At 70.4% G+C, this 26,592-nt stretch carries 27 protein-coding genes and 1 pseudogene; 11 read left to right on the plus strand and 17 right to left on the minus strand.

Annotated elements, in window-relative coordinates; all coding sequences use genetic code 11:
• Positions 1-7 precede the first annotated feature (7 nt).
• Entirely contained in the window at positions 8-580 is a 573-nt protein-coding gene (locus tag BRW65_RS25255) for a TetR/AcrR family transcriptional regulator (protein WP_073879397.1), read from the minus strand.
• An 83-nt stretch (positions 581-663) separates the two neighbouring features.
• Between BRW65_RS25255 and BRW65_RS25260 the strand changes: the two genes are divergently transcribed.
• The 5 genes from BRW65_RS25260 (at position 664) to mmsB (ending at position 5,697) form a co-directional block, all read left to right on the plus strand.
• Positions 664-1,542 carry an SDR family oxidoreductase gene (locus tag BRW65_RS25260; RefSeq protein ID WP_073879395.1) on the plus strand — a complete coding sequence of 293 codons (879 nt, stop codon included), beginning with the start codon at positions 664-666 and terminating at the stop codon, positions 1,540-1,542.
• A gap of 16 nt (positions 1,543-1,558) precedes the next feature.
• The gene (locus tag BRW65_RS25265) at positions 1,559-2,050 is read left to right on the plus strand and encodes a pyridoxamine 5'-phosphate oxidase family protein (protein WP_073879318.1); all 492 of its coding nucleotides are present in this window, start codon (positions 1,559-1,561) and stop codon (positions 2,048-2,050) included.
• Positions 2,051-2,123: 73 nt separating this feature from the next.
• The gene (locus BRW65_RS25270) at positions 2,124-3,644 is read left to right on the plus strand and encodes a CoA-acylating methylmalonate-semialdehyde dehydrogenase (RefSeq protein WP_073879320.1); all 1,521 of its coding nucleotides are present in this window, start codon (positions 2,124-2,126) and stop codon (positions 3,642-3,644) included.
• 6 nt (positions 3,645-3,650) lie between these two features.
• Positions 3,651-4,811 (plus strand): acyl-CoA dehydrogenase family protein, encoded by a 1,161-nt coding sequence (locus BRW65_RS25275; RefSeq protein WP_073879322.1) that lies wholly within the window; start codon positions 3,651-3,653, stop codon positions 4,809-4,811.
• Positions 4,812-4,821: 10 nt separating this feature from the next.
• The gene (mmsB, locus tag BRW65_RS25280) at positions 4,822-5,697 is read left to right on the plus strand and encodes a 3-hydroxyisobutyrate dehydrogenase (RefSeq protein WP_073879324.1); all 876 of its coding nucleotides are present in this window, start codon (positions 4,822-4,824) and stop codon (positions 5,695-5,697) included.
• 102 nt (positions 5,698-5,799) lie between these two features.
• Here mmsB and BRW65_RS25285 read toward each other — a convergent pair whose 3' ends face one another.
• The 5 genes from BRW65_RS25285 to BRW65_RS25305 are packed head-to-tail and all read right to left on the minus strand — an operon-like array spanning position 5,800 to position 10,762.
• Positions 5,800-6,306, minus strand: a complete 507-nt coding sequence (locus BRW65_RS25285; protein WP_073879326.1) for a MarR family transcriptional regulator — start codon at positions 6,304-6,306, stop codon at positions 5,800-5,802.
• Positions 6,307-6,312: 6 nt separating this feature from the next.
• The gene (locus BRW65_RS25290) at positions 6,313-7,374 is read right to left on the minus strand and encodes a pyridoxal phosphate-dependent aminotransferase (protein ID WP_073879328.1); all 1,062 of its coding nucleotides are present in this window, start codon (positions 7,372-7,374) and stop codon (positions 6,313-6,315) included.
• Positions 7,374-8,384 (minus strand): 3-oxoacyl-ACP synthase III family protein, encoded by a 1,011-nt coding sequence (locus BRW65_RS25295; protein WP_073879330.1) that lies wholly within the window; start codon positions 8,382-8,384, stop codon positions 7,374-7,376. Before BRW65_RS25295 ends, BRW65_RS25290 begins: the two co-directional genes overlap by 1 nt.
• A gap of 4 nt (positions 8,385-8,388) precedes the next feature.
• The gene (locus tag BRW65_RS25300; RefSeq protein WP_073879332.1) at positions 8,389-9,036 is read right to left on the minus strand and encodes an SRPBCC family protein; all 648 of its coding nucleotides are present in this window, start codon (positions 9,034-9,036) and stop codon (positions 8,389-8,391) included.
• The gene (locus BRW65_RS25305) at positions 9,017-10,762 is read right to left on the minus strand and encodes a thiamine pyrophosphate-binding protein (RefSeq protein ID WP_073879334.1); all 1,746 of its coding nucleotides are present in this window, start codon (positions 10,760-10,762) and stop codon (positions 9,017-9,019) included. Before BRW65_RS25305 ends, BRW65_RS25300 begins: the two co-directional genes overlap by 20 nt.
• 79 nt (positions 10,763-10,841) lie before the next feature.
• On the opposite strand from BRW65_RS25305, the gene BRW65_RS25310 reads away from it, so the two are divergent.
• Both BRW65_RS25310 and BRW65_RS25315 read left to right on the plus strand, forming a co-directional pair.
• Positions 10,842-11,537 carry an ABC transporter ATP-binding protein gene (locus BRW65_RS25310; protein ID WP_073879336.1) on the plus strand — a complete coding sequence of 232 codons (696 nt, stop codon included), beginning with the start codon at positions 10,842-10,844 and terminating at the stop codon, positions 11,535-11,537.
• A gap of 89 nt (positions 11,538-11,626) precedes the next feature.
• A complete protein-coding gene (locus tag BRW65_RS25315; protein ID WP_244168206.1) occupies positions 11,627-14,026 on the plus strand; it encodes an FtsX-like permease family protein in 2,400 nt (799 codons plus the stop codon).
• Here the strand turns inward: BRW65_RS25315 and BRW65_RS25320 are convergent.
• Genes BRW65_RS25320 through secY form a run of 8 tightly spaced genes read right to left on the minus strand, consistent with a single transcriptional unit; the run spans position 14,013 to position 20,451 of the window.
• Positions 14,013-14,639: a class I SAM-dependent methyltransferase gene (locus BRW65_RS25320; protein ID WP_073879340.1), complete on the minus strand. Its 627-nt coding sequence runs from the start codon at positions 14,637-14,639 to the stop codon at positions 14,013-14,015. The genes BRW65_RS25315 and BRW65_RS25320 overlap by 14 nt on opposite strands.
• Positions 14,636-15,199, minus strand: coding sequence for a DUF4389 domain-containing protein (locus tag BRW65_RS25325; RefSeq protein WP_073879399.1), 564 nt, complete (start codon positions 15,197-15,199; stop codon positions 14,636-14,638). Before BRW65_RS25325 ends, BRW65_RS25320 begins: the two co-directional genes overlap by 4 nt.
• Before the next feature lie 17 nt (positions 15,200-15,216).
• Positions 15,217-16,419, minus strand: coding sequence for an FAD-dependent oxidoreductase (locus BRW65_RS25330; RefSeq protein WP_073879342.1), 1,203 nt, complete (start codon positions 16,417-16,419; stop codon positions 15,217-15,219).
• Positions 16,420-16,428: 9 nt separating this feature from the next.
• A complete protein-coding gene (locus tag BRW65_RS25335; RefSeq protein WP_073879344.1) occupies positions 16,429-17,163 on the minus strand; it encodes an anti-sigma factor family protein in 735 nt (244 codons plus the stop codon).
• A gap of 32 nt (positions 17,164-17,195) precedes the next feature.
• Complete coding sequence (locus tag BRW65_RS25340) at positions 17,196-17,741, minus strand: sigma-70 family RNA polymerase sigma factor (protein ID WP_073879346.1); 546 nt, start codon at positions 17,739-17,741, stop codon at positions 17,196-17,198.
• A 39-nt stretch (positions 17,742-17,780) separates the two neighbouring features.
• The gene (map, locus tag BRW65_RS25345) at positions 17,781-18,581 is read right to left on the minus strand and encodes a type I methionyl aminopeptidase (RefSeq protein WP_073879348.1); all 801 of its coding nucleotides are present in this window, start codon (positions 18,579-18,581) and stop codon (positions 17,781-17,783) included.
• A 2-nt stretch (positions 18,582-18,583) separates the two neighbouring features.
• Entirely contained in the window at positions 18,584-19,129 is a 546-nt protein-coding gene (locus BRW65_RS25350; protein WP_073879350.1) for an adenylate kinase, read from the minus strand.
• Positions 19,126-20,451 (minus strand): preprotein translocase subunit SecY, encoded by a 1,326-nt coding sequence (gene secY / locus BRW65_RS25355; protein ID WP_073879353.1) that lies wholly within the window; start codon positions 20,449-20,451, stop codon positions 19,126-19,128. Before secY ends, BRW65_RS25350 begins: the two co-directional genes overlap by 4 nt.
• Before the next feature lie 222 nt (positions 20,452-20,673).
• On the opposite strand from secY, the gene BRW65_RS25360 reads away from it, so the two are divergent.
• Positions 20,674-21,579 carry a class I SAM-dependent methyltransferase gene (locus BRW65_RS25360; RefSeq protein WP_073879355.1) on the plus strand — a complete coding sequence of 302 codons (906 nt, stop codon included), beginning with the start codon at positions 20,674-20,676 and terminating at the stop codon, positions 21,577-21,579.
• 79 nt (positions 21,580-21,658) lie between these two features.
• Here the strand turns inward: BRW65_RS25360 and BRW65_RS25365 are convergent, their stop codons facing one another.
• Positions 21,659-22,324: a GNAT family N-acetyltransferase gene (locus tag BRW65_RS25365; protein WP_073879357.1), complete on the minus strand. Its 666-nt coding sequence runs from the start codon at positions 22,322-22,324 to the stop codon at positions 21,659-21,661.
• Positions 22,325-22,333: 9 nt separating this feature from the next.
• Complete coding sequence (locus BRW65_RS25370) at positions 22,334-23,692, minus strand: xylulokinase (RefSeq protein ID WP_073879401.1); 1,359 nt, start codon at positions 23,690-23,692, stop codon at positions 22,334-22,336.
• A 30-nt stretch (positions 23,693-23,722) separates the two neighbouring features.
• Here BRW65_RS25370 and BRW65_RS25375 point away from each other — a divergent pair, with 30 nt between their 5' ends.
• From BRW65_RS25375 to BRW65_RS25385, 3 genes are read left to right on the plus strand one after another with little or no spacing between them, the layout of a single operon-like run.
• A complete protein-coding gene (locus BRW65_RS25375) occupies positions 23,723-24,703 on the plus strand; it encodes an NAD(P)-dependent oxidoreductase (RefSeq protein WP_073879403.1) in 981 nt (326 codons plus the stop codon).
• Positions 24,700-25,353 (plus strand): L-fuculose-phosphate aldolase, encoded by a 654-nt coding sequence (locus BRW65_RS25380; RefSeq protein ID WP_073879359.1) that lies wholly within the window; start codon positions 24,700-24,702, stop codon positions 25,351-25,353. The genes BRW65_RS25375 and BRW65_RS25380 overlap by 4 nt, the downstream gene beginning before the upstream one ends.
• Positions 25,353-26,270: an MBL fold metallo-hydrolase gene (locus tag BRW65_RS25385; RefSeq protein ID WP_073879361.1), complete on the plus strand. Its 918-nt coding sequence runs from the start codon at positions 25,353-25,355 to the stop codon at positions 26,268-26,270. Before BRW65_RS25380 ends, BRW65_RS25385 begins: the two co-directional genes overlap by 1 nt.
• Here BRW65_RS25385 and BRW65_RS25390 read toward each other — a convergent pair.
• A pseudogene (locus BRW65_RS25390) lies at positions 26,267-26,548 on the minus strand (response regulator transcription factor); the annotation flags it as partial. The gene BRW65_RS25385 and the pseudogene BRW65_RS25390 sit on opposite strands and share 4 nt — an antisense overlap.
• Between the last annotated feature and the right edge of the window lie 44 nt (positions 26,549-26,592).

Consider the following 26,592-nt stretch of genomic DNA (forward strand, 5'->3'; position numbering starts at 1 on the left):
AGCGCGCTCAGCCGATGTCGGCGGCCGCGGCGCGGAGGTCGTCCAGGGCCTTGCGGGCCAATTCGGCGAGGTCCTGGTCGTCGTCCGCCGCGAGCCATTCGGCGTAGGCCTCCTTGAACGCCAGCACGCCCAACTCGGCCGCCAGGGCCGCCGCCCGGTCCGGCACACCCCGGGCGCGCAGCGCGTCCGCCATGGCCGCAGCGAGGCCGACCTGTTTGAGGGCGTCGCGCTCCTGCAGCTCGGTGCTGCTGGCGATGACGGCCTGCAGCCGGGGACCCAGCTGGCGATTGAACGGCGTCATCGGCCCGGCCGCCCGCTGCAGCCCGGCGCCAACCGCGGCGAGCGGGCTCGCGTCCGGTGGCGCCGAGGCGATGCCTTCCGTCAGGAGTCGAGCGAGGGTCTCCTGGCCGGCGGCCAGCACCTCGCGCTTGTCGGGGAAGTACCGGAAGAAGGTGCTCTTCGTCAGGCCGGCCTGGTCGGCGATCTCGGCGACGGTGGTCCGGTCGTAACCCTGCTCGGCGAACAGCTGGAGGGCGGCGACGACCAACCGCGCGCGCGCATCCGGTTCCCAGCGGGGCATCCGGTCATCGTAGCGATGCGACATTTGTCCCATCACTCTGCTAGCGTGATGAGACCTAAGTCCCATCACTCGAGGAGATGCTCATGCGCGTTTTCGTCACCGGCGCCACCGGCGGGATCGGTTCGGCCGTCGTGCCCGAGCTCATCGGCGCGGGCCACGAGGTCCTGGCGCTGGCGCGCTCCGACGCGTCGGCGCGGGCCGCCAAGTCCCTGGGGGCCGACGTGCTGCCCGGCGATCTCGACGACCCGGAGAGCCTGCGCACGGGCGCCATGGAGTCCGACGCGGTCATTCACCTCGCGTTCCTGCACTTCGACGATTTCGAGAAGGCGGTCGCCCAGGAGGCCGGTGCCGTCGAGGCTTTCGGTGCCGTGCTCGACGGGACCGGAAAACCGTTCGTGATGGCCTCGGGCACGCCTCCCATCCCCGGCCGTACTTCCACCGAGCGCGATTCGATTCCGACCGAGGGGCCCGTCGGCGGCCGCGGCCGAAACGCGCAGGCCGCCCTGGAACTGGCGGGCCGAGGGGTTCGCTCGGCGGTCGTCCGCCTCCCCCGCTCCGTCCATCGGGCGGGCGGGCCGTGCGGTTTCGCCTCGCTGCTCGTCGAGGCCGCCCGCCGAACCGGGGTATCCGGATACGTCGGCGACGGCACCCAGCGCTGGCCCGCCGTGCACGTCCTCGACGCCGCACGACTGTTTCGCGTGGTCCTCGAGGAGGCCACCCCCGGGACGGTGGCGCACGCCGTCGGCGACGAGGGCGACCCGATGCGCGCGCTCGCCGAGGCCATCGGGCGCCAGCTCGACCTCCGCGCGGCGTCGGTCCCGGCGGAGCACTTCGGGTTCCTCGGCGCGATCTTCGCCCTGGACCAGCCGGCCTCGAGCGAGCTGACGCGAGAGAGGTTCGGCTGGCGCCCCACCCATCCGAGCCTGTTGGCGGACCTGGAGGTCGGGAACTACCCCGTGTGAGGCTACGGTCGCGACCATGATCAGCTGGAGAGAGTTCACGGAAGTCGCTCCGCGCATCGCGACCGTCTTCGCCCGCCGCCACGCCGCGACCGGCAACCTGTGCATGCTGGCCACGCTTCGCTCGGACGGATTTCCCCGGATCAGCCCGATCGAGCCGAGGATCTTCGAGGATCAGCTCTGGATCGTCGGTATGCCGGGTACGACCAAATTCCACGACCTGTCTCGCGATCCGCGTTTCTGCCTGCACACCGCCACCGTCGACACCGAGGTCAAAGAGGGGGACGCGAAGTTGTTCGGCGTCGTCGAGGACGTCGCGGACGGGGCCGTGCGTGAACGATTCGCCGAAGCGCTCTACGAAGAGACCGGCTTGGACATTCGGGGGCAGGAGTTCGACCACTTCTATCGGGCCGACGTGACCGGTGGGTCTGCGGTCGAGGTGACCGATGGCCACCTGGACATCACGATCTGGAAGCGCGGCGAAGCCGAGCGGGTCGTACGCAAGCACTGAACGCCTTGCCACGCCCGAGCCAAGTTACTAGGATATGCAAGTATTCGCTGAGTAACGACGACCCGAGGGCACCATGAGCACACAGATCCCGCACTTCATCGATGGGCAGCGCACCGCCGGCCAGTCCAGCCGCACCGCCGACGTCCTCAACCCGAGCACCGGCGCGGTGCAGGCGCAGGTGCCGATGGCGGGCAAGGCCGACGTCGATGCCGCGGTGGCCTCGGCCGTCGAGGCCCAAAAGGGTTGGGCCGCATGGAATCCGCAGCGTCGCGCGCGGGTGATGATGCGTTTCATCGACCTGGTCAACGACCACATGGACGAGCTCGCCGAGCTGCTGTCCCTCGAGCATGGCAAGACGCTGGCCGACGCGCGCGGTGACATCCAGCGCGGCATCGAGGTCATCGAGTTCGCCGTCGGCATCCCCCACCTGCTCAAGGGCGAGTACAGCGAGGGCGCCGGTCCCGGCATCGACGTGTACTCGCTGCGTCAGCCGCTGGGCGTGGTCGCGGGCATCACGCCGTTCAACTTCCCGGCGATGATCCCGCTGTGGAAGGCCGGGCCGGCACTGGCGTGCGGGAACGCCTTCGTCCTCAAGCCCAGCGAGCGCGACCCCTCGGTCCCGGTGCGGCTAGCCGAGCTTTTCTTGGAGGCGGGCCTGCCGCCCGGCGTCTTCCAGGTCGTGCACGGCGACAAGGAGGCTGTCGACGCCATCCTGCACCACCCCGACATCGCGGCGGTGGGCTTCGTCGGCAGCTCCGACATCGCGCAGTACATCTACGCGACGGCCGCGGCCACCGGCAAGCGCTCACAGTGCTTCGGCGGCGCGAAGAACCACATGATCGTGATGCCCGACGCCGACCTCGACCAGGCCGTCGACGCGCTGATCGGCGCCGGCTACGGCAGCGCAGGTGAACGCTGCATGGCGATCAGCGTCGCGGTTCCGGTCGGCGAGCAGACCGCGAATCGGTTGCGCGCCAGGCTCGTCGACCGGATCAACAACCTGCGGGTGGGGCACAGCCTGGACCCCAAGGCCGACTACGGCCCGCTGGTCACCGAGGCCGCCCTGGCGCGCGTGCGCGATTACATCGAGCAGGGCGTGGCCGCCGGCGCGGAGATCGTGGTCGACGGGCGCGAACGCGCCAGCGACGACCTGACGTTCGACGACGCCAGCCTCGAGGGCGGATTCTTCATCGGCCCAACCCTGTTCGACCACGTCACCCCCGACATGTCGATCTACACCGACGAGATCTTCGGACCCGTGCTGTGCATCGTGCGCGCCCACGACTACGAAGAAGCGCTGCGGCTGCCGTCGGAGCACGAGTACGGCAACGGGGTCGCGATCTTCACCCGCGACGGCGACGCCGCGCGTGACTTCGTGTCCCGGGTGCAGGTGGGCATGGTCGGCGTCAATGTGCCGATCCCGGTTCCGGTGGCCTACCACACCTTCGGCGGTTGGAAGCGCTCGGGCTTCGGCGACCTCAACCAGCACGGCCCGGCGTCGATCCAGTTCTACACCAAGGTCAAGACCGTCACGTCGCGGTGGCCGTCCGGCATCAAGGACGGGGCCGAATTCGTGATCCCCACGATGGATTAGGGCACCGTGTTCACCCTCAACGACGACGAGCGGGTCATCACCGAGACGGCGGCCGCGTTCGCCGCCAAACGCCTGGCGCCGCACGCCCTGGAATGGGATGCCACCAAACACTTTCCGACCGATGTGCTGCGGGAATCCGCCGAGCTCGGGATGGCCGCGATCTACTGCCGCGAGGACGTCGGCGGCAGTGGGCTGCGCCGGCTCGACGGCGTCCGTATCTTCGAGCAGTTGGCCATCGCCGATCCGACCACCGCCGCGTTCCTGTCCATCCACAACATGTGCGCGTGGATGATCGACACGTTCGGCACCGCCGAACAGCGCAAGGCGTGGGTGCCGCGGCTGGCCGCGATGGACGTCATCGCCAGCTACTGCCTCACCGAGCCGGGCGCGGGGTCCGACGCCAGCGCCCTGAGCACCCGAGCCGTCAGGCAGGGTGGCGACTACGTGCTCGACGGTGTCAAGCAGTTCATCTCCGGCGCGGGCGCCTCGGACGTCTATGTGGTGATGGCCAGAACCGGCGGCGACGGTCCGCGCGGCATCTCTGCCTTCGTCATCGAAAAGGGTTCCGCGGGGCTCAGTTTCGGGCCACCGGAAGAGAAGATGGGCTGGCACGCGCAGCCCACCGCGCAGGTGATCCTCGAGGGTGTGCGGGTGCCCGCCGAGGCCATGCTGGGCGGCGCCGACGGCGAGGGCGCCGGTTTCGGCATCGCGATGAACGGCCTCAACGGCGGGCGCCTCAACATCGCGGCGTGCTCGCTGGGCGGCGCCCAGTCCGCGTTCGACAAGGCGGGCACCTACGTTCGGGACCGGGCGGCGTTCGGCAAGCCCCTGCTCGACGAGCCCACCATCCGGTTCACCCTGGCCGACATGGCCACCGGGCTGGAAACCTCGCGAATGATGTTGTGGCGGGCCGCAGCTGCGTTGGACGGCGACGACCCCGACAAGGTCGAGCTGTGCGCGATGGCCAAGCGCTATGTCACCGACACCTGCTTCGAGGTGGCCGACAAGGCGCTGCAACTGCACGGTGGCTACGGCTACCTGCGGGAGTACGGTCTGGAAAAGATCGTCCGCGACCTGCGCGTGCACCGCATCCTGGAGGGCACCAACGAGATCATGCGGGTGGTCGTCGGCCGGGCCGAGGCGGCGCGGGTGCGGGCGAGCGCGTAGAAGGGCGACCATGACGAGCATCGCTTTTCTCGGCCTGGGCAACATGGGCGGGCCGATGTCGGCGAACCTGGTGGCCGCGGGCCACACCGTGCGCGGCTTCGACCCGGTGCCCGCGGCCGTCGCGGCCGCGGCCGGCAACGGTGTCACCACGTTCGACAGCGCCGCCGACGCCGTTGCCGGGGCCGACGTGGTGATCACCATGCTGCCCAGCGGCGACCTGGTGAAGCGCTGCTACGCCGACATCCTGCCCGCCGCCAAACCGGGCGCGTTGTTCATCGACAGCTCGACCATTTCGGTCGACGACGCCCGCGAGGCGCACGCGCTCGCGGAATCGCACGGGGTGTCGCAGCTGGACGCGCCGGTCTCCGGCGGCGTGAAGGGCGCCGTCGCCGGGACGCTGGCGTTCATGGTGGGCGGCGACGACGACGCCCTGGGGCGCGCCCGGCCCGTGCTGGAACCCATGGCGGGCAAGGTCATTCACTGCGGCGCGGCGGGCGCCGGGCAGGCCGCCAAGGTCTGCAACAACATGGTGCTGGCGGTCCAGCAGATCGCCATCGGCGAGGCGTTCGTCCTCGCCGAGAAGCTCGGCTTGTCCGCGCAGTCCCTCTTCGACGTCATCACCGGCGCGACCGGCAACTGCTGGGCCGTGCACACCAACTGCCCGGTGCCGGGACCGGTGCCGACGTCGCCGGCCAACAACGACTTCAAGCCGGGTTTCGCGACCGCCCTGATGAACAAGGACCTGGGGCTGGCGATGGACGCGGTGAGCTCCACCGGTTCGGCCGCCCCGCTGGGCAAGCACGCCGCCGAGATCTACGCCAAGTTCGCGAGCGACAACGCCGACAAGGACTTCAGCGCGGTCATAGAGATGCTGCGCGAAGGCTAAGAGCAGCCAGCGTCGAGCGTGTACTCGGGGTGGAAAATCGCCCGAAAACCCGCCGCCAGTTCACGTTCGGCGGAGGACGGGCCGCCGGCGCGTCCCCCGTACTCAGAAATCGCCAGCGTCGCGGCGCAGCGTCTCGATCGACGAAACCAGTGCGCGCGCTTCGCTTTCCGACATCCCGATGTCGGCAAACACCTGCTCGTTGAGCGTGACCGTGGCGTCCTCGACCGTCGAGCGGCCCAGGTCGGTGATCTGCACCAGCGTGGTGCGCCCGTCGGTCGGATGCGGCACCCGCCGCACGAGCCCGTCGGCCTCCAGCCGGCGGATCGCGTGGGTCACGCTGGTGACATGGACCTGCAGCCGGTCGGACGCCTTGGTGATCGGCAGCGCGCCGGTGCGGCTGAACGCCAACAGCCGCAGCAACTCGTAACGGGAGAAGCTCAGGTCGTAGGGACGCAACGCCGTCTCGACGCGGGCCAGCAGGATCTGGTGCGCCCGCATCACCGACGTCACCGCCACCATCCCCTGCGCGACGTCGGCCCACCCGGAACGCTCCCAGTTGTCGCGCGCCGCCGCGATCGGGTCACGCTTCGGCGGTCGTGAGGAAGCCACGCCCCTTCATACCGCACGCGGCGCGGGGGCGCGGCCTTTCCCCAGCGCGGACAGCACCGCCAGCGTCGATGCGCGGTTGCCCACGGTGATCCGCGCGCCACCGTCGGGGTAGCAGCGCACCCGCGGGCCGCCGGCGGCGAAAACCTCGCGCCACGACCCACCCCGCCCATCCCGTTTCGCAGGCAGGTACATGAAGTTCGCGTGCGCGTCGGTGGTGTAGATCCCCAGCGCGCTCAACCGCATCCGGAGGTAACCGCGTTCGGCGTTGATCATCCGGACCCGTTCCAGCAGTTGTTCTTCCGCGCGGTACGACGCGGCGACCGCGAGCAGGCTGGTGATGGCCGCACCGAACGGCAGCTGATGGGACCACAGGGTGCGGGCCAGGTCGCGCGACGCCACCCCGTACCCGATCCGCAGCCCGGCCAGGCCGTACGCCTTGGAGAAGGTCCGCACCACCACCACGTTGGGGAAGCGGTCGACCAACGCCGCCACCGGGATGCGGTGCTCGGGCGCGGCGAACTCGATGTACGCCTCGTCGAGCAGGACGACGGTGTCGCGCGGCACGCGACGCAGGAACGCCGACACGGCCGCGACGGGTTCCAGCGTTCCGGTGGGGTTGTGCGGCCGGCACAGCACGACGACCCGGGCATCGACGGCCGCGCGGGCCAGGCCGGCGAGGTCGTTGTGACCGTGCTCGTCCAGAGCAACCGTCCGCGCCCTCAGCCGCGCCATCCGCGCGAGGATCGGGTATCCGTCGAAGGTGGGTGCCGACATCGCGATCGCGTCGCCCGGGGCGGTCAGCGCCTGCAGGACCTGCAGGACCACGCCCGTCGCGCCGGCGCCCGGCACCACCCGCTCGGCGGGCACCCCGATGTGGTCGGCGATCACCGCGCGCAGCTTCTCGGGCAGTAACTCCGGATAGCGGTTGGTGGCGTGCACGGAGCGGATCAACGCCGACCGCACCGCCGGCAGCGGGGGGAACGGATTCTCGTTGAGCGACAACGCAAGCGGATCCAGCGCGCTGGGCAACGCGTCGCAGACGTCGCCGGGGTCCGGGGCGGCCTGCATCAGCCCCGCCCGCCCCAGCGCACCGCCGCCGCACCGGCGAAGTCACCGGCGTGGGCGAAGGCGGCCATCATGACGACGTCGCCGGCCCTGACCTGACCGTCGGAGACCGCGCGGTCGAGGTTGATCGGGATCCCGGCGCCGAACAGGTTGCCGCACTCGTCAAAGGTGTCTCGATGCCGTTCGGGGGGCAACTCGAGCGCCTCGCGCCAGTTGCGCAGAAACACGCGGTTCGGCTGGTTGGTGACCAGCAGATCGATCTCCTTGGCGGGCAATCCTATTCGATCGCACACCGCCAGCGCCACCTCGGGAACCTGGCGGTTGCCGCGGGCCAGCACCTTGGTGATCTTGCTCTCGGTGAAGCCGATGCTGCCCTCGCCGGAGCCGGCCTGCCACCACTTGCGGGGCGGGTCGTAGGACAGGGTCATCTCACCGGCGTACTCGCCGTAGGTCCGGCACTCGACGTCGAGGATGGGTGATCGGTCGCCGAGGGTGACCAGGCCCACCGCCGCGCCGTCACCGGGCACCGCGGACTGCGCCTTGCGGCGGATGGTCGGCTGATCGAAGAACTGCCCCGCCGCGTTCTGCGCGATGGCGATCAGGGCGGTCCGCCCCGCGCCGGAGGCCAGCAGCTTGCGAGCCACGTTGAGCGCCAAGACGAACGCCGCGCAGCCGCCGTTGTTCAGGTCGAGCACCCAGGACGGCCGCATGCCCAACCGGTGCGCGACGCCGCCGCCCTGGCCGTAGAAGGCCATGTCCGGCACCTGGGTGTGGGTGATGAGCACGTCGGCGCCCTCGACCGCGTCGTGGCCGTGCCGCTCGATCAGGCCCTGCGCCGCTCGTTCGATCATGTCGATGGAACTCTCGTCCGGCCCGACGTGATGACGAAACTTGGGGGCCCGGAACATGACGTTCTCGCGCAGGTCGTCGGATTCGGCGAATTGGGCGTAGTAGTCGGCACCGATCGGCTCGCCGGGCAGATAGGTGGACACGTCGATCAGGCTGACGCTCATGGTGTCACCTCATCCATTTCGGCGTCACCGGCAGGCCGTTGCGGTGGCGGTATTCGGCGATCGCCTTGAGGTTCTGCAACTCCAGCGCATGCCCGGCGCCGAACATGTCCCAGAAGTCGCCCACCCACACCGGACGCTGGGCCGGAGCCGTCTCGGGATAAGGGTTGCGGTCGTAGAAGGGGTGGTGGCAATTGGTCCACAGCACAACCGATCCCGGCTTGTCCAGGACGACCTGCGCATCGACGACACGCATCAGGTACACCATCCACAGGTGCTTGCCCTGATCCCACGCGCAGTGGTAGTCGACGGTCCGCGCCTCCGCGTTGGCGACGGTCCGCGTATAGATCTCGGTCTCCGAACCCAGCCGGTCGTAGGCCAGCCACAGGCCGGGCTCGTCGGTGGTCGTGAAGCCGCGCAGGCTGTAGGTCCACTCCTCGAGGCTGCGGGTGTCCGACATATACTCGTAGAGCTCGTCGGGCGGGCACGCGACGTAGTCGTTGACCGTGCAGTACTGGCCGAATACCTGGTCGTGCGGGTACACCGACCGCATCATCTCCATGATGATCGGCGTCGCCTGTTCCCGTGGGCTGGTCTCGATGCGGACCACCCCGTCGAGGGGGGTGGGGATATCCTCAAGCGCTGGCAGCGACATCGGCCCGGTTCTCCTTTGTAGTCGAAACCTGTTCTGTGACAGCCGCGTTGCTTGACAGCGCGGTGAGAAATGGTGCAAACGGCGGGATTTCGTCGGCGGAGCACTGAACGCTGACGACCGCCGGACCCGCGACGTCCAGCGCCACCCGCAGCGCCGCGGCGAATTGGTCGGGTTCGCTGACATCGACCGACGTCAGCCCGGGAAACATCGCCGCCAGGCCGGTTCCCAGTGCGCTGGGCCGGAAACGGTTGTAGCTGTAGCGGTCGTCGTAGAACAGCTGCTCGCGGGTCACGCACATGGCGTGGGCGTTGTTGTTGAACAGCACGAACGTCACGGGAAGCTGGTATTGCACCGCCGTGTGCACCTCCAGGCCGTGCATGAAGAACGCGCCGTCGCCCGCGATCACCACGGTGCGGCCGCCCGCCCGGCCGCCGTTCGCGCGCCCGAACGCCATCCCGATGCCGGCCCCGAAGCTGTAACCCATGCCGCCCATGCCGAGCGCGGCCACGAACCTGCCGCCGCGCCGCGCCGGCAGGTAGTGGATGGCGGCGGCGCCGGTGTTGCCGGCGTCGACCACGATGTCGGCCGTGTCGGGCAGCGTCCGGTCCAGCACCGCCATCGCGTCGCGGTACCGCAGCCCCGGGCCGGCGCAGGGCGGCGGCGTCAGCTCGGTGCGCCGCACCACGTCCGGCACCCGCAGGCCGTTCGGCCGGCCGTGACCGCGCAGCGCCTGGGTCAGCAGGCGCAGCGAGCCGCGCAGGTCGTCGGTGTGCACGTGGGTGCAGCGCGGATAGGGCCGCGCCGAACCGATCGACAGGGTTCGCACGCCGGCCAGGGCGTCGTCCAGGCCGCCGCGCGCGGTGACTGTCAGCCGGGTGCCGACGATCAGGCATACGGAACCGGCGCGCACGGCGTCGGCCACGCTCGGGTGCCCCATCACGCCGGTCACCCCGAGCGCCGACGACGACCCCAATCCCGGCGTGCCGGCCACGTCCTTGGCGTCGGGGACCGTGGCCACCCGGGCGCGCAGCAGCGCGCGCAGGTGCTCGAGCTCGGCCCGGGCGTCGTCGCGGGCCACCTGCTCGCCGGCGATGATCGTGACCTGACCGGTGGCACGGCGCAGTTCGGCGGCGATAACCTGCGGGTTGCCGATCGGCGCGCCGAGGTCGGCCGGACGCTCGGCGCCGTCCTCGACGGCGAGGTGCGCCTGTTGAATGTCCTTGGGCAGCAACAACACCGCGGGACCGCCGGTGCGCGCGGCGGCGACCGCCCGGGGCAGCGCGGCCACGATGTCGGCCGGCGCGAGCACCCGCTCGCACGACAGCGACACCGCCGAGAACAGGGCCTGGGCATCCAGAGAGCCGTTGCGCCCGCTGGTGTCCTGGAAGCTGCCGCGGCCGTCCATCGCGGTGGCGGCCTGGCCGACCAGGGCCAGCACCGGAACCCGGCTGGCGAACGACTCGCCCAGGCCGGCGACGAGGTTCAGCGCTCCCCCGCCCGAGGTCGACGCGACCACGCCCAGACCGGCGCCGCTGCGGCTGTACCCGTCGGCCATCGTGGCGGCCGAGAACTCGTGCTTGGCCAGCACCGCGGTCACCTCGGGCCGGTGGTGCGCGGCGTCGTAGAGGTCCTCGATGTTGGCACCGTCGATACCGAAGATGTGGTCCACCCCGAGCGCCGCCAGTTGACCGACGACGTGGTCGACCACCCGGTAGTTGCCGAACATGTCTTCAGACACGAGCCGGGCTCTTGATCGGTTCACCCCGGCGGGTGAACCGTATGCGGGCGACGATCGTCATGCCTAGATGACCATCGAACTGCGCGACGTGGTGCGCGAGTATCGGGTCGGCGGTCAAACCGTGCGGGCGCTCGACGGGATCAGCCTGCGCCTGGCGGACGGTCAGTTCGTGTCGGTGGTCGGCCCCTCCGGCGCCGGGAAGAGCACCTTGCTGCACCTGCTCGGCGCGCTGGACTCACCGGATTCCGGCTCGATCACGTTCGACGGCGAGGAGATCGCCCGCCTGGGCGACGAACAGCAGTCGCGGTTCCGCCATCACCGGGTGGGCTTCATCTTTCAGTTCTTCAACCTGCTGCCGACGCTGTCGGCCTGGGAGAACGTCGCGGTGCCCAAGCTGCTCGACGGGGTCCGGCTCGGCAGGGCCAAACCGGAGGCGATCCGGTTGCTGGACCGCGTCGGGCTGGGCAACCGGACCGAGCACCGGCCGGCGGAACTGTCCGGCGGCCAGATGCAGCGGGTGGCGGTGGCCCGGGCGTTGATGATGGACCCGCCGCTCATCCTCGCCGACGAGCCGACCGGCAACCTCGACTCCGCGACGGGTGCGGCGATCCTGGAGCTGCTCGCGGGCGTGGCGCACGAGGACAGCCGCGGCCGGCTGGTGGTGATGGTGACCCACAATCCGGACGCCGCCGCGGCGACCGATCGGGTGATCACGTTGCAGGACGGGCGGGTGGGTTCCGACATACCGGCGGTTCCCGCGTGAGGATCACGGCGGCGGCGAGCCGACTGCGCGTGTTCAGCCTGCGTGAGCTCGCCGTGCACCGCCGCCGCACGTTCGCGTCGATCGCCGTAATGGCCGTATCCGCAACGTATCTGGTCGCCATCTTCGGCATCTTCGGATCGATCACCGGCTCGGTCAACCGGCTGGCCGACGGGATCGCCGGCGTGGCCGCGCTCGAGGTGTCCGGCAGCACCGACACCGGATTTCCCGACACGATACTGGCCGACGTGGCCGCGGTGCCCGGCGTCGCCACCGCGGCGCCCATGATCCGGACCTCCGCGTCCACGCCGACCGGCCCGGTGCTGCTGTTCGGCGCGGACGCGAGCACGGCCGCGCTGGGCGGCGCCCTGAAGGACGCGGTCGCGCGACCGGTGCAGGCGCTGTCCTCGACGCCCGACGGGGTCCAGGTCGGACCGCGGGTCGGCTACGCGAAAGGCCAGACGCTGCAACTGGGTTCGGGCTCGGTCACGGTCAGCGAGGTGCTCGCGGGCAAGCAGTTCGCCGATCTCAACGGCGGGCACTACGTCCTTGCGCCGCTCGCGCTGGCGCAGAGCGTCACCGGCCGCCCCGGTCAGCTCGACTCGATACTGATCACCACCAAACCGGGAGCCGACCTGGCCGCCGTCACCGCCGCGGTCACCGCCGCGGTGAACGGCCGCGCGCTCGTCGCGGCCCCGAGCGTCCGGGCCGCCCGCGCCGGCGACGGCGTCAAGCTGATGAACTACATGGCCTTGCTGGGGGCGGCGGTCGCGCTGGTGGTCGGCGCGTTCCTGATCTACACCACGATGACCATGGCGATCACCCAGCGTAGGCCGGTGATCTCCATGCTGCGCGCCATCGGCGGCCGGCGCGTCACCATCGTCGGCGACATGCTCGCGGAGGCGGCGATCCTCGGCGTCATCGGCGGGGCCATCGGGTCGGGGCTGGGAATCCTGGCCGGCCACATCGCAATTCGCCGATTGCCCCCGGCGATGACCCAGGGACTCGAGGCCCGGGTCGAGTATTGGCTGCCCGGTTACGCCATCCCGCTGGCCCTCGCGGCGACGGTGCTCACCAGCGTGGTCGCGTCCGCGATGGCCGCGCGGCAGGTCTACAAGGTCGCGCCGATCGAGGCCCTGGCGCCCGTCGGCGCGTCGGCGGCCGACGTCGTGCCGCGATGGCTGCGCGTGGCCGCCGGGGCCGGCGCCGTCGCCGTGCTCGCCGCGTCGATCGGCATCGTCATCGGCCAGCGCGGCACCCTCGCGTTCGCCGCGATGGCCGCGCTGTTGAGCGCCGAGATCGCGCTCGGCTTCGCGCTCAGCGCCGCCATCGTCAAGGCCACGGCCGCGACGGCCCGCGTGTTCGGATCGGCCGGGGCGCTCGCGGCGGCCACCGTCGAACGCGCGCCGCGGCGGGTGTGGGCCACGGTGATGACCGTGCTCATCGGGGTGGTCACCACCGTGGTGATCACCGGCGCCAACGCCGACATGATCCGCTCGGCCCGCGGCATGTTCTCCCCCGCCGCCGACGTCGACGTCTGGGTGAGCGCGGATCCCCCCGACAGCTACCCGACTGACCCTCTGCCGCAAGGACTTTCAGAGAAGGTCGCCGCCGTGCCCGGGGTGGCGCGGGTGACCGAGGGCGCGTTCGGGTTCGCCGTCGTCGGGGGCACCCGGGTCCTGCTCGACGGCTTCTCCGGCGGAACCCACGATTCGCTGTTCCGCGCGCTCGACGAACGGCTGCGGGCCGACGTGCTGGCCGGCCGGGGCGTAGTGCTCACCCAGAATCTCGGAGCGACGCTGCACGTCCGCGCCGGCGACCGGCTGCAGCTGCAGACGCCGCACGGCCCGCGACAGGCGGCCGTGCTGGCCCTGGTGCCGTTCTTCTCCACGGTCATCGGCACCGTCGGCATCGACCTCGATCACCTGCGGGCGTGGTTCGACCGCCCGGCCGCGACGACGCTGCAGATCACCGCGGCCCCCGGGACGGATTCCAAGCGGCTGCTGTCGGAGGTCCGCCGGGCCGTGCCCGCGCCCAACCACGTCTACGACGGCCGCGCGGCGCTGGCCGGGCTACAGGCCCCGCTGCATCAGAGCATGTTCATCGCCAACGCCGTATGGGTCATCGTCGTCGCCGTGGCCGCCGTCGCGCTGCTGAACACGCTGACCCTTTCGGTGATCGAGCGCCGCCGCGAGCTCGGGGTGCTGCGTGCGATGGGGTCCAGCCGCCGGTTCATTCTGCGGACGGTCCTGGCCGAGGCGGCCGGAATCGGTTTCGTGGGAGGGCTTTTGGGGTTGCTGTTCGGCCTGACCGACCAGTGGCTGTTCAGCCTGATCAGCGGGGACATCATGAACTTTCCGGTCGGCTTCCACCTGAGCCCGATGGCGCTGGGCTTCACCGCGGGGGCGCTGACGATCTGCCTGCTCGGCTCGCTGCCGCCGGCGCGGCGGGCGGCGCGGCTGAACATCATCGAGGCTGTCAGCGTGGATTGAGCGTGGCGAACCCCTGCAGGTGGGGCTTGCAGGGGAACGGGACCGGAGTGCGCGGGATGGTGCGCAGCGCGGTGGTGTCGAACCCGGCCGCGGCGATGGCATCCAGGGTTCGCCGGTTCGGCTCGCATCCGGCGGCCAGCCACGACCACGGCTTGGCGACCAGGTCCTGGCAGCGGCCGGTCGCGCCGTCGCCGCGCACGTGCTCGAGGACCACCAGCCTGCCGCCGGGCGCGAGCACGCGGCGGATCTCACGCAGCGTGGCGGCCACGTCGTCGACCGAGCACAACACCAGTCCGATGTGCACCGAGTCGAAGCTGTTGTCCGGGAAGGGAATCGACTCTCCGGTCCCGTCGACGATGTCGACGGCGATGCCGCGGCGACCGGCGAGGCGGGACGCCATCCGCCGGAACGACGCCACCGGCTCCACGGCGGCGACCGAGGTCACCGCGGCGGGCAGGAACCTCAGGTCCGTGCCCGGACCCAGGCCGAGCATCAACAGCCGGCCGGTCGCGTTGCTGAGCGCCGCGCGGCGATACCGGTGGTAGAACAGCCGATCGAAGACCGGCTGGCCGAACCGATATATGTATGGGAACAACAGGTTTCGCCGCGTCACGCGCCCAGGTCCATTCGGAACGGAGGGTATTCGTCGCGCATCAGGGAGACGTACACGGCCACCCGGTAGCGCCACCGGACGATGCCCAGCAACAGATCGGACATGCCGTTCGGGATGGTCCCCGTGCACAACAACGTCACCGCGGCGGTCACGCATAGCAGCTGCAGCAGCGGCTCCATCGACCAGCAGAGCAGGATCTGCGGGAGGGCCAGCAGCCACTTGACCAGCACGGCCCAGTTCTTCAGCCGCTCCGGATAGTCGACCTGCAGATCGCCCGGATAGTCCGGCCGCGACGCGAGCGTGAACGGTGGATAGGAGTCCGTGCTGTTCATCGGGAACCGGAAATTCATCACCCGCCACGACCAGCGCAGCACCCCGACGTTGAAGTCGAATATCGGCCGCGGATAGCGCCCGGTGAACAGGATGGCGACGCCCGCGACGACCGTCGACAGGGGGTAGACGAGGTACAGCCCGATCAGGATCGGGTAGTGCGGGACCGCCAGAACGCACCACTTGACCAGCCAAAGCCAGCGTGACGGGGCGTCGAAATCGCCTCGCACCCTGACGGATTCGTCGTTCATGGGCTGGACCGGCTGGTCGTCGCTGCCCTCATCTCTCGGTCGATCTCCGCGGACATCCGGCGGTGGCTCGTCCAGGACAGAAACAGCGTAAGCGCGCGGGCCTGCAGCCGATCCGGGATCAGCGCGGCCGGCCGCAGCACGACCTCGCCGTGCGACACCGGCAGCGACGCCACCCGCGACACCGCCATCACCCTGCGCCGGCGGGTTCGCTCATACCTGCGCAGCGCGCTCGATACGCCCGCGTCGCTCGCCCGGTCCGAAAGGGCCTTGCACAGCACCATGGTGTCGAGCAGGGCCTGGTTGGTCCCCTGCGCCAGGGTGGGCGGCATCGTGTGCGCGGCGTCGCCGAGCAACGTGACCGGGCCCCGGCCCGCGGGCGGCATCGGATGGCGGAAATGCGGGTACGGCGAGTGCGCCAGATCGTCGTCGGTCAGCGCGGCCAACACCGCATCGACGGCGCCGGACCATCCGGTGAAGTGGGAGCGGATCGTCTCGATCGGACGGGACGGCCGCACGAAGTCGTGCGACCACGGCAGGTCGAACCACCACTGCACCTCCGCGCCCCCGGCGGGCCACAGGCCCAGGTTCCCGCGCTCGCCGATCACCATCAGCGCGGTGTTCCTGTCCGGGATCTCAGCGAGGCTGATCAGCCCCTGCCAACTGCACCAGCCGGTGGGTTTGGCCGCCCGGCCCCCGAGGGCGTCGCGGACCATCGAGTGCAGGCCGTCGGCGCCGATCACCAGGTCGCCCTCGACCGAGCGGCCGTCGCCGAACTGGACCCGCACGCCGTCGGGCGTGCCCGCCAACGCGATCGCGTGGGAGTCGCAGCGGATGCGGTCGGAAGGAAAGCCGTCCAGCAATCGCTCCAGCAGGACCCGGCGCGGAACCATCCGGACGGGCGCGCCCAGCCGCTCCGCCAACGGGGACACGTCCAGCGTGGCCAGCGGCCGGCCGGTGGAGGTCACGGCCCGCACGGTGGACAACAGCTGACCGGCCCCGGCCATGTCGACGCCCAGCTGCCGAAGCACCGTGTCGCCGTTGGACCAAATCGTCACCGCTCCACCCGCCGCCCGCACCTCGGGCCGCCGCTCGAAGACGGCGACGTCGTGCCCGTCGCGCAACAGCCCCCGGGCGACCGAGATGCCGCCCACGCCGGCGCCCACCACCACGACCCGGAGGGAGCGCCCGCGGCCAGACACGTCAGGGCCTTACATCGAGCGCTGCAGCAGAACCTGGCCGCTGTCGGCGGCAACCACCTGCACGGCGGCGATCTGGTCGACCGGCGTCGAGATGCTGCCCGCGGGCGTCGCGGTGTGGCCCGGCACGGCCACCCAGGTCGCCAGCCGGGTCTGGCTGCCATCGCGACCCACCACCACCATCGCCAGCGTGTCGTGGTGCGCGTTCAACGGCGCCAGGCACACGCACCGCAGGTTGATCGACGTGCCCCAGTGCTGGCTGGACAACTCCACCGAGGAGGCCAGCATCGTCGTGCCCACCTGCGCCATCGGCTCCGCGGACGCGGCGACCTGCTGTGACGAGGACGACAAATACCCCTGCACCCCGACGAACACGCCGATCGCGAGCACCACGGCCGCGGCCGACGAGGCCACCCAGGTCACGATGCGCGTGCGGCGCCGGCGCCAGCTCACCTTGGCCAGCAACGACGCCAACAGCTCCGGCGACATCTCCGGCGTCGCCGCCAACGACTGCGCGGCCGGGTCGTCCATCGCGGCGACGTCGTCGCGGCTCAGCTGCGAGAGCAGGCCCGGCACACCGCTCAGGTCGGCGACGGCCTCGCGGCAGGCCGGGCAGTGCGCGAGGTGCGCCTCGAATTCGCGACGCTCGGCGGCCGACAACGAGCCCAAAACATATGCGGCATCCCACAACACGTACGGGTCGTCGGGCGGGCCGAGCCCCCGTAACGTCACCTTCATCTCATCCATTTCCTCTTCACCCTTCAAGCTTTCGGGGCCCCTCAGCGGGTGACCCCAAGTTCCTGCAGAGTGAGCCGCAACGCCCGCACGGCGTAGTGTAATCGCGACTTCACCGTTCCCTCGGCGATGCCGAGGTCCGCAGCAATCTGTGCGGTAGTCCATCCGCGGTAGTAGGACCGCTCGATCACGGCCCGGTGCTCCGCGGACAGTTGCACCATCGCGTCGGCAATCAGCAGCTTGTCCAGCGCCGCGTTCACCTCGTCGGGCGTCGACCGCTCGGGCGCGCCGGCCTCGTCCGTCGAGGCGACGACGTTGCGGAAACGGGCGCTGCGCCGGTCGTCGATAATCATGTTGCGCGCGACCGTGAACAGCCAGGCCCGCGCCGAACGCTCGGTGTCCCCGACGACCTCCGGGTGCTGCCAGGCTCGCAACAACGTCTCCTGGACCACGTCCTCGGACAGGCTTGCATCGCCCGTCAACCGAAGCGCGTAGCGCCACAAAACCGCTGCGTGCTCGTCGTAGAGCGCCTTCATCAGGGCGGCTTCGGCAGCTGCCGACGCCCCACGAGTCCCTGCCACACGGGCCACTCCATCACCTCCGACTACTGAAACGAGTCGAATGACTGTTTAGTTCAGCGTCAGGATCCGCGGCCCGGCGTCGGTGACCGCCACGGTGTGTTCCCAGTGTGCCGCGCGCGAGCCGTCGGAGGTGGTGACGGTCCACTCGTCGTCGAGCACCACGGTCTTGCCCGTCCCCAACGTCAGCATCGGTTCGATCGCCAGCACCGACCCGGGGGCCAGCAGCGGGCCACGGCCGGGCGAGCCCTCGTTGGGCAGGAACGGGTCCATGTGCATGTGCCGGCCGATGCCGTGCCCGCCGTAGCCCTCCACGATGCCGAACGCCAGCCCGTGCCGGCCCTCGGCCGCACGCGTGCCCGTCTCGATGGCGTGCGAGACGTCGGTCAGCCGGTTGCCGGGGACCATCGCCGCGATGCCGGCCTCCAGCGACTCCCGGGTGGCGTCGCAGAGCGCCTGGTCGGCCGCGTCGAGGGTCCCGACGCCGAACGTGATCGCGGCGTCGCCGTGCCAGCCGTCCAGCACCGCGCCGCAGTCGATGGACACCAGGTCACCCGTCGCCAGAATCTCTCCGGCCGACGGGATCCCGTGTACCACCCGCTCGTTCACCGAGGCGCAGATCGAGGCGGGGTAGCCGTGATAGCCGAGGAACGACGGGATCGCGCCGGCCTCCCGGATCACCGACTCGGCGATCTGGTCGAGGCCCAGGGTCGACACCCCGGGGACCGCGGCCGCCCGCACCGCCTGCAGCGCCGCCGCGACCACCGCCCCCGCCGCCGCCATCGCGTCGAGTTCGTCGGGGGTGCGCTGCGGCACGACTTTGCGACTCCGCAGCCGGGCCAGCGGGCGCACGATTACTTGCCCAGCGCTTGCAGGGCGCGGGCGAACACCTCGTCCATCGAACCGATGGCGTCGACCGTCTTGAGTTCGTCGCGGTAGTACTCCAGCAGCGGCGCGGTCTCGTCGCGGTAGACCTTCATCCGGTTCAGGATGACGTCGTCCGTGTCGTCGGCGCGGCCACGGGCCTTCAGCCGTTGCAGCAGTTCGTCTTCCGAGACGCGGAACTCGAGCACCGCGTCGATGTCGGTGCCGCGGCGTTCGAGCATCCGGTGCAGCGCCTCGGCCTGTTCGGTCGAGCGGGGGTACCCGTCGAGGACGAAGCCGCCGGCCGCGTCGGCATCGCTGAGGCGGTCGTCGACGAGCTGGTTGGTCAGCTCGGAGGGCACCAGGTCGCCGGCGTCCAGGTAGCGCTTGGCCTCCAGGCCGAGCTTGGTCCCGTTCTCGATGTTGCTGCGGAAGAGCTCACCGGTGGAGATGTGCGGGATCCCCAGCTTCTCGGAGAGCTTCTGGGCCTGCGTTCCCTTGCCCGCCCCCGGCGGCCCGAGCAAAACGACTCTCACTTCAGGAACCCTTCATAGTTGCGCTGCATCAACTGGCTCTCGATCTGTTTGACCGTATCCAAGCCGACACCAATCATGATCAAAACCGCAGTACCGCCGAACGGCAAATTCTGAACCGCCCCACCGTTGCCGATCTGCAGGAACAAGTTGGGCAGCACCGAGATCGCGCCGAGGTAGATCGAGCCGGGCAGCGTGATCCGGCTCAGCACATAACGCAGGTAATCAGCGGTGGGCTTGCCCGGCCGGATACCGGGAATGAATCCGCCGAACTTCTTCATCTCGTCGGCACGTTCGTCGGGGTTGAACGTGATCGACACGTAGAAGTACGTGAAGAAGATGATCAGCCCGAAGTAGATGCTGATGTAGATCGGGTCGCTCGGGTCGGACAGGTAACTGCCGACGAACTTGTCCCACCAGCTGTTGCCCACACCGCCGCTGCCGCTCCGGATCAGCTGCGTGATCAGGTGCGGGATGTAGATGAGCGACGACGCGAAGATGACCGGGATGACGCCGGCCTGGTTGACCTTCAGCGGCAGGTAGGTCGACGTTCCGCCGTACATGCGCCGGCCGACCATGCGCTTGGCGTATTGCACCGGGATCCGGCGCTGGCCCTGCTCGACGAAAACCACGCCGACGATGATGGCCAGGGCGGCGACGCAGACGGCGGCGAAAATGGCCCCGCCGCGGCTGTCCAGGATGGTCTTGCCCTCGGACGGGATGCGCGCCGCGATGCCCACGAAGATCAGCAGCGACATGCCGTTGCCGATGCCGCGCTCGGTGATCAGCTCACCCATCCACATCACCAGCGCCGCGCCGGCCGTCATTACCATCACGATCACGACCAGAGTGAAGATGCTCTGGTCGGCGATGATGTCCAGCGAGCAGCCCTGCAGCAGCCCGCCGTTGGCCGCGAGGGCCACGATGCTGGTCGCCTGCAGGATGGCCAGCGCGATGGCCAGGTAGCGGGTGTACTGCGTCATCTTGGCCTGGCCGGACTGGCCCTCCTTGCGCAGTTCCTCGAACCGCGGGATGACCACGGTGAGCAGCTGCACGATGATGCTGGCGGTGATGTAGGGCATCACCCCCACCGCGAACACCGTCAGTTTCAGCAGCGCACCGCCGGAGAACAGGTTGATCAGCGAATAGATCTGGCCGGCCGCGCCGCCGCTGGCCTCCTTGATGCACTGCTGGACGTTCGGGAAATTGACGCCAGGGGACGGCAGGGCGGCGCCCAGCCGATAGAGAACGACGATGCCCAGCGTGAAGAGGATCTTCCGTCTCAGGTCGACTGTCCGCAGCGATGAGATGAAAGCCGAAAGCACTCTTCCTCCTGCGCAGCCGGGGGGTCTCCTGCATTACGCGCCCAACACTCGCAGGCCAGGACGTACGGCGTCGCGCGTCAAACCGTGTACGAGACTAACAGCTGGATCGAGTGGGGCCGTCCACGGCCGTCGGCGATCGCCGATAAGTGCACAGGAAGCCGTAAGCCCCGGAAGGTAGAGTTCGGTTGGCTCGTTGCATTTGCTAAATAAATTAGGAGCACCATGACACGCACTGACCAAGACAGCTGGGACTTGGCCTCCAGCGTCGGTGCCACGGCCACGATGGTCGCCGCGGCCCGCGCGCTGGCCACCGAGGGCAGCGACCCGATCATCGACGACCCCTTCGCGGCGCCTCTGGTGCGGGCGGTCGGGCTCGACTTCTTCCGCCGCTTGGTCGACGGTGACCTGGCTTCGGCGGACGCCCAGGACGGCCAGGGGGACCTGCAGCTGGAAACCGATTCGATCGCGGTGCGCACCCGCTTCTTCGACGACTTCTTCCTCAACGGCGCCCGGGACGGAATCCGCCAGTCGGTGATCCTTGCCGCCGGCCTCGACGCGCGCGCGTACCGGCTGAGCTGGCCGCCCGGAAGCGTCGTCTACGAGGTCGACCAGCCCAAGGTCGTCGGATTCAAGACGGCCGCCATGGCCGAGCTGGGTGCCACCCCCACGGCGGAACGCCGGACCGTCAGCGTCGACCTGCGCGACGACTGGCCGGAAGCGTTGCGGCGCAGGGGATTTGATCCGACACAGCCCACGTCGTGGAGCGCCGAGGGCCTGCTCATGTACCTGCCGCCCGAGGCTCAGGACAAGCTGTTCGACAACATCACCGAGCTCAGTGCCCCCGGCAGCAGGCTGGCCACCGAGTTCCACGGCGACTCCGGCCGGACGATGACCGAACGCGCAAAGCAGTTCAACCAGCGGTGGGCCAACATCGGCTGCGACATCGACCTGTCGAAGCTGTTCTTCGAAGGCGAACGCAGCAACGTGGTGGACTACCTCACCGGCCGGGGCTGGCACGTCACCACCCGGGCGCGGCGGGACTACTTCGCCGACTACGGCCTGACCTTCCCCGACGACGAGACGTCGCAGCTGCGCAACATCGTCACCGTCACCGCGACGCTGAGTTAGCTCGATGGCGGCGACCCGCCGCGCCCGGTCCCCCGCAAGCGGGAGGTGCCCCCAACGCGCGCTTGCGATCGCCGCTAGCTCAGCCGGGCTTGGCGGCCGGGGCCCGCACCACCATCGGCACCGCCGGGAAGCACCACGCCATCTCGGTGCGCGACTTGCGCAACGCGGCGGTGCCGTACCCCTTCTTGCGGTGCTCGGGGTGAATCCAGATCCGCACGTTCACCTCGCCGCCGAGCAACTCGCCGAACACCATTCCGACCTTCTCGCCGGAATCGACGGCCACGAACCAGGCGGCCTCCTCGTCGTCGAGGCGCCCGAGCGCCGCGCTGATCTCGTCGTCGAGGTTGCCGGCCGGCCCACCGGACCCGTCGCCGGCAGCGCCCATGTCCTCGGTGCGGGCGGCGAAGATGTCGCGATCCTTGTCGGCGGAGAAGGGCCGCAGTTCGAGGGTCTCCCCCGAGCTGGCCGGCCGCTCGCCGAGGGTGAAGCTCAGCTGCTTGTTCAGGTCCTCGAGCTCGGAAAGGATCTTGCGGCGCGAGTCGATGGTGAGCTGATCGAACGACATCCCCATCACCGCTTCGGCGGCCAGGTGGGAGGTGTCGAGCAGCCGGACGATCGCCTCGACCGCGGCCGCCTTGTTCTCGGACTCCACCACCACATCGGCGATTTCATGCCGCCGTTCAAGGGCTTTCAGCAGGGCATTGGCGATCTCGCGACGGGCGGCTTTGCGGTCGTGGTCGGTCATTGCACCAGACTAGAACGCCGGTGGGGGAAGCGCGCTACAACGCCGGTTTCCCAGCTCCAGGAACCGTTGGTAGCGCTCCTCGACCGGGGCCGCCCAGGCGGGGTCGGGTTCGACGACGCGCTCGGTGCGCGCCCAGCGCGCGGCGTCGGCGATCGAGGTTTCCAGGCCCGCCGCGATCCGCGCAAGAAAGGCCGCGCCCAGCGCCGCCCCCTCGGGGACCGCGGACACCTCCACCGGCCGGCCCGTGGCGTCGGCGATCGCCTGCATCCACGGCCCGACCCGGGTGCCGCCGCCCGTGGCGACGATCCGGGCCGCGGGGGCCCCGCCGAGCTCGATCAGCTGGCGGACCACGAAGCCCGACGCCTCGTAGGCGGCCCGGCGCAGCGCGGCGGCGTCGTGGGTGAGGTCCAGGGCGTCGAGCACGGCCCGCCGATCCGGGTCGTGGAACGGGGTGCGCTCGCCACGGATGTAGGGCGACCACACCGGCACCCGCCCGGGCCGCGCCGCGGCAGGGTCGGCCGGTGCGACGACGCGGTCCACCCAGCCGAGGAACAGCCCACCGGCATTGCTGGCCCCGCCGATCTGGTTCTTGCCCGCGGCCGTATGGGGGATGGTCCACAGCCCCGGCACCTGCCGCGGCTCCGGAATGGTGGTCCACACGATCAGCGTGGTGCCGCACAGCACCAGCACGTCGCCGTCGCGGTCGGCGCCCGCCACGATCTGTTCGCACAACGCGTCGATCGCGCCGATGCCCAGCACGGCGCCGCTGCCCCGCACCCGCCCGGCGGCGGCCCCCATGCTCTCCACGCGCGGCATCTGGTCGGGCCGCGCGCCGCGTTCGGCGCACGCCTCGGGGTTCCAGCCGGTCCCGTCGAACAGCGGGTAGGCGGTGGCGGCGGTGGCGAAGTCGATCACCGCCTCGCCCGCCAACGCGTGGTTGGCCACCGCGGGCGCCGGCCAGAACCCGGCCGCGCCCGGCGCCCGGGCCGCGGTCCAGCGCAGGAACTCGGCGGCCTCCCCCAGCGCCGGGAGCGGCTGCGGCTGTTGGTCTCCCGAGCGGCCGCGTTCGTCGCCGTACAGCAGCCCCGGCGTCATCGGCACACCCTCGGCGTCGACGGCCGTCAGCGACGGCACCATCGCCGACACCGCCACCGCCCGCGCGTCCGGGCGGTCCAGCCGGTCGAGCGCCGCCACGGGTCCCCGGCGCCACGCCTGGCCCGCGTCGTGCTCCAGCCGCCCGGGCATCGGCACCCGCAATTGATGCGGGATCCGCGCCCGCGCCGTCACCCGGCCGTCGGCGTCCGCGGCGACCGCCTTGACCGCGGTGCTGCCGACGTCGATGCCGATTGTGACGTCATCACGTGACACGGGCGTCACCGTACGCCAGCATTGGGGTTCGTGACGTCAAGACCGCGCGCCCTGGTGACCGCCCCGCTGCGCGGCCCGGGGTTCGCCAAGCTCCGCGAACTTACCGAGGTGGTCTACGACCCCTGGATCGAGCAGACCCCGCTGCGGATCTACAGCCCCGAGCAACTGGCCGAGCGCATCGCCGACGAGGCCGCCGATGTCGTTGTGGTGGAAAGCGACTCGGTGGGCGGGCCGGTCTTCGAGCAGGGCGTGCGGGCGATCGCCTCCACCCGCGGCGATCCGAACAACGTCGACATCGCGGGGGCCACCGCGGCCGGCATCCCGGTGCTCAACACCCCGGGCCGCAACGCCGACGCGGTCGCCGAGATGACGGTGGCACTGCTGCTGGCCGTCACCCGGGCGCTGCTACCCGCCGACGCGGATGTCCGCAGCGGCAACATCTTTCGCGACGGCAGCATTCCCTATCAGCGGTTCCGCGGCTGGGAGATCGCCGGGCGCACCGCCGGGCTGGTGGGCCTCGGCGCCGTCGGCCGCGCCACCGCATGGCGGCTGTCCGGGCTGGGCCTGCGGGTCATCGCCCACGACCCGTACAACGACGACGCCCGGTACGGCCTGGACGAGCTGCTGGCCGAGGCCGACGTCGTCTCCCTGCACGCCCCCGTCACCGACGACACGGTCGGCATGATCGGGGCGAAGCAGTTCGCCGCCATGCGCGACGGCGTGGTCTTCCTCAACACCGCCCGCGCGCAGCTGCACGACACGGACGCGCTCGTCGACGCCCTGCGCGGCGGCAAGGTGGCCGCCGCCGGCCTGGACCACTTCGTCGGCGAATGGCTGCCCACCGACCACCCATTGGTCGGCATGCCCAACGTCGTGCTGACGCCCCACATCGGGGGAGCCACGTGGAACACTGAGGCTCGGCAGGCGCAGATGGTGGCCGACGACCTGGAAGCGTTGCTGGCCGGTGTGACGCCCGCCCACATCGTCAACCCGGAGGTGCTGGGCCCATGAAATCCGTAGACAACCCCGAGACGGCGGTGCTGGACGCGGCCAAGGACATGCTGCGCCGGGGCCTGGTCGAGGGGACCGCCGGCAACATCTCCGCGCGGCGTTCCGACGGCAACATCGTCATCACGCCCTCGTCGGTCGACTACCGCGACATGCAGCTCGACGACCTCGTCCTGATCGACCCGGACGGCGCCGTGCTGCGGGCCGCGGACGGCCGCGCGCCGTCAACGGAGCTGCAGCTGCACCTGGCCTGCTACCACGCGTTCGACGACATCGGCAGCGTCATCCACAGCCATCCGGTGTGGGCGACCATGTTCGCCATTGCGCACCAATCGATTCCGGCCTGCATCGACGAGTTCGCGGTGTACTGCGGCGGCGACGTCCGCTGCGCCGACTACGCCGCGTCCGGCACGCCCGACGTCGGCGCCAACGCCGTCAAGGCGCTCGACGGCCGGGGCGCGGCGTTGATCGCCAACCACGGCCTGGTGGCCGTGGGTCCACGGCCGGACAAGGTGCTGCACATCACCGCGCTGGTGGAGCGCACCGCCCAAATCGTCTGGGGCGCAAGGGCCCTCGGTGGCCCGGTGCCCATCCCCGACGACGTGAACCGCAACTTCGCCGCCGTCTACGGCTACCTGCGCGCGAACGCCTAATGCGCGCGGTCCGGTTCGGCCACGCCAGCGTGACGCGGGTCCTCGAACTGCAATTCGACCTGGCAACACGCCTTTTCGCGCAGACGCCGCCGTCCGGCTGGCGCGACAACGCCGACCTGTTGGTGCCGGACTTCTTCGACCCCTGCACCGATCAATGGCACATCGCGATCCAAAGCTGGGTGATCGATGTCGACGGGCTGACCGTCGTCGTGGACACCGGTGTCGGCAACGATCGCGACCGCCCGCACATGCCGCCCCTGGACCACCTGAACACCGGATTCCTGGCCGCCCTGCGGTCCGCGGGCGTCGACCCCGCCAGGGTGGACGTGGTGGTCAACACGCACGTCCACTCCGACCATGTCGGGTGGAACACGATGCTCGACGACGGCGCGTGGGTGCCCACCTTTCCCAACGCCCGATACGTCGTCCCGGCCGCCGACTACCGCCACTTCGCACCCGGCGGCCCCGCAGCCACGCGAACACCGCGCAGCGAGGAGGAAGCCGCCCAGCAGCGCGGCGACCAGCTCGTGTTCGCCGACAGCGTCGCCCCCATCGCCGCGGCGGGCCAGCTCGTCCAATGGGCGGACGACTACCAGATCAGCCCGTCGCTGCGGCTGCGGCCCGCCCCCGGACACACGCCGGGCTCCTCGGTGCTGTGGCTGAACGCGGGGCAGCCGGCCGTGTTCGTCGGCGACCTCACCCACAGCCCGCTGCAACTGCGCCGCCCGGCCGACGCCTGCGCCTTCGACATCGACGCGCCCGCCGCCGCGGCGACCCGCCGGCGGATCTTCACCGAGGCGGTCGGTGCGAAGGCTGCCGTGATCCCCGCGCACTACCCGGGTCACGGTGGCGCCACGATCCGAGCCGTCGCCGACCAATTCGACGTCGATCACTGGCTCGACATCGAGCCCCTCTAGGATTCCTGGCGCGCGGCCGCCTGAGCGAGCTGGACCCGCGAGTTCAGTCCCAGCTTCGCGTAGACGTGGCCGAGGTGAGTTTCCACCGTCCGCGGCGAGGCGAAAAGCCTTGCGGCGATGTCCTTGTTGGCGAGGCCCTCGCCGACCAACAGGACCACCTCACGTTCGGCCGGGGTCAGCGATGCCTGGCCGCTGGCCGGGCGCTTGCGCTCGCCGCGACCACGCAGAGCGTATGCGATCGACTCCTCCGTCGACAGCGCGGCGCCTTCCGCCCAGGCGTCACCGTTCCGGTCGGCAGCACGTCGCTCCAGGTCAACTCGGT

This window comes from Mycobacterium paraffinicum, from assembly GCF_001907675.1.
Classification (GTDB): Bacteria; Actinomycetota; Actinomycetes; order Mycobacteriales; family Mycobacteriaceae; genus Mycobacterium; species Mycobacterium paraffinicum_A.

Bases quoted from the DNA above. Each gene is read 5' to 3' on its own strand.
- BRW65_RS25305 (WP_073879334.1), bottom strand. From the start codon at position 10,762: ATGTTCGGCAACTACCGGGTGGTCGACCACGTCGTCGGTCAACTGGCG.
- BRW65_RS25310 (WP_073879336.1), top strand. From the start codon at position 10,842: ATGACCATCGAACTGCGCGACGTGGTGCGCGAGTATCGGGTCGGCGGT.
- BRW65_RS25290 (WP_073879328.1), bottom strand. From the start codon at position 7,374: ATGCAGGCCGCCCCGGACCCCGGCGACGTCTGCGACGCGTTGCCCAGC.
- mmsB (WP_073879324.1), top strand. From the start codon at position 4,822: ATGACGAGCATCGCTTTTCTCGGCCTGGGCAACATGGGCGGGCCGATG.
- BRW65_RS25335 (WP_073879344.1), bottom strand. From the start codon at position 17,163: ATGGATGAGATGAAGGTGACGTTACGGGGGCTCGGCCCGCCCGACGAC.
- BRW65_RS25295 (WP_073879330.1), bottom strand. From the start codon at position 8,384: ATGAGCGTCAGCCTGATCGACGTGTCCACCTATCTGCCCGGCGAGCCG.
- BRW65_RS25365 (WP_073879357.1), bottom strand. From the start codon at position 22,324: ATGACCGACCACGACCGCAAAGCCGCCCGTCGCGAGATCGCCAATGCC.
- BRW65_RS25255 (WP_073879397.1), bottom strand. From the start codon at position 580: ATGCCCCGCTGGGAACCGGATGCGCGCGCGCGGTTGGTCGTCGCCGCC.
- BRW65_RS25360 (WP_073879355.1), top strand. From the start codon at position 20,674: ATGACACGCACTGACCAAGACAGCTGGGACTTGGCCTCCAGCGTCGGT.
- BRW65_RS25270 (WP_073879320.1), top strand. From the start codon at position 2,124: ATGAGCACACAGATCCCGCACTTCATCGATGGGCAGCGCACCGCCGGC.
- BRW65_RS25385 (WP_073879361.1), top strand. From the start codon at position 25,353: ATGCGCGCGGTCCGGTTCGGCCACGCCAGCGTGACGCGGGTCCTCGAA.
- BRW65_RS25260 (WP_073879395.1), top strand. From the start codon at position 664: ATGCGCGTTTTCGTCACCGGCGCCACCGGCGGGATCGGTTCGGCCGTC.
- BRW65_RS25380 (WP_073879359.1), top strand. From the start codon at position 24,700: ATGAAATCCGTAGACAACCCCGAGACGGCGGTGCTGGACGCGGCCAAG.
- BRW65_RS25300 (WP_073879332.1), bottom strand. From the start codon at position 9,036: ATGTCGCTGCCAGCGCTTGAGGATATCCCCACCCCCCTCGACGGGGTG.
- BRW65_RS25315 (WP_244168206.1), top strand. From the start codon at position 11,627: ATGGCCGTATCCGCAACGTATCTGGTCGCCATCTTCGGCATCTTCGGA.
- BRW65_RS25265 (WP_073879318.1), top strand. From the start codon at position 1,559: ATGATCAGCTGGAGAGAGTTCACGGAAGTCGCTCCGCGCATCGCGACC.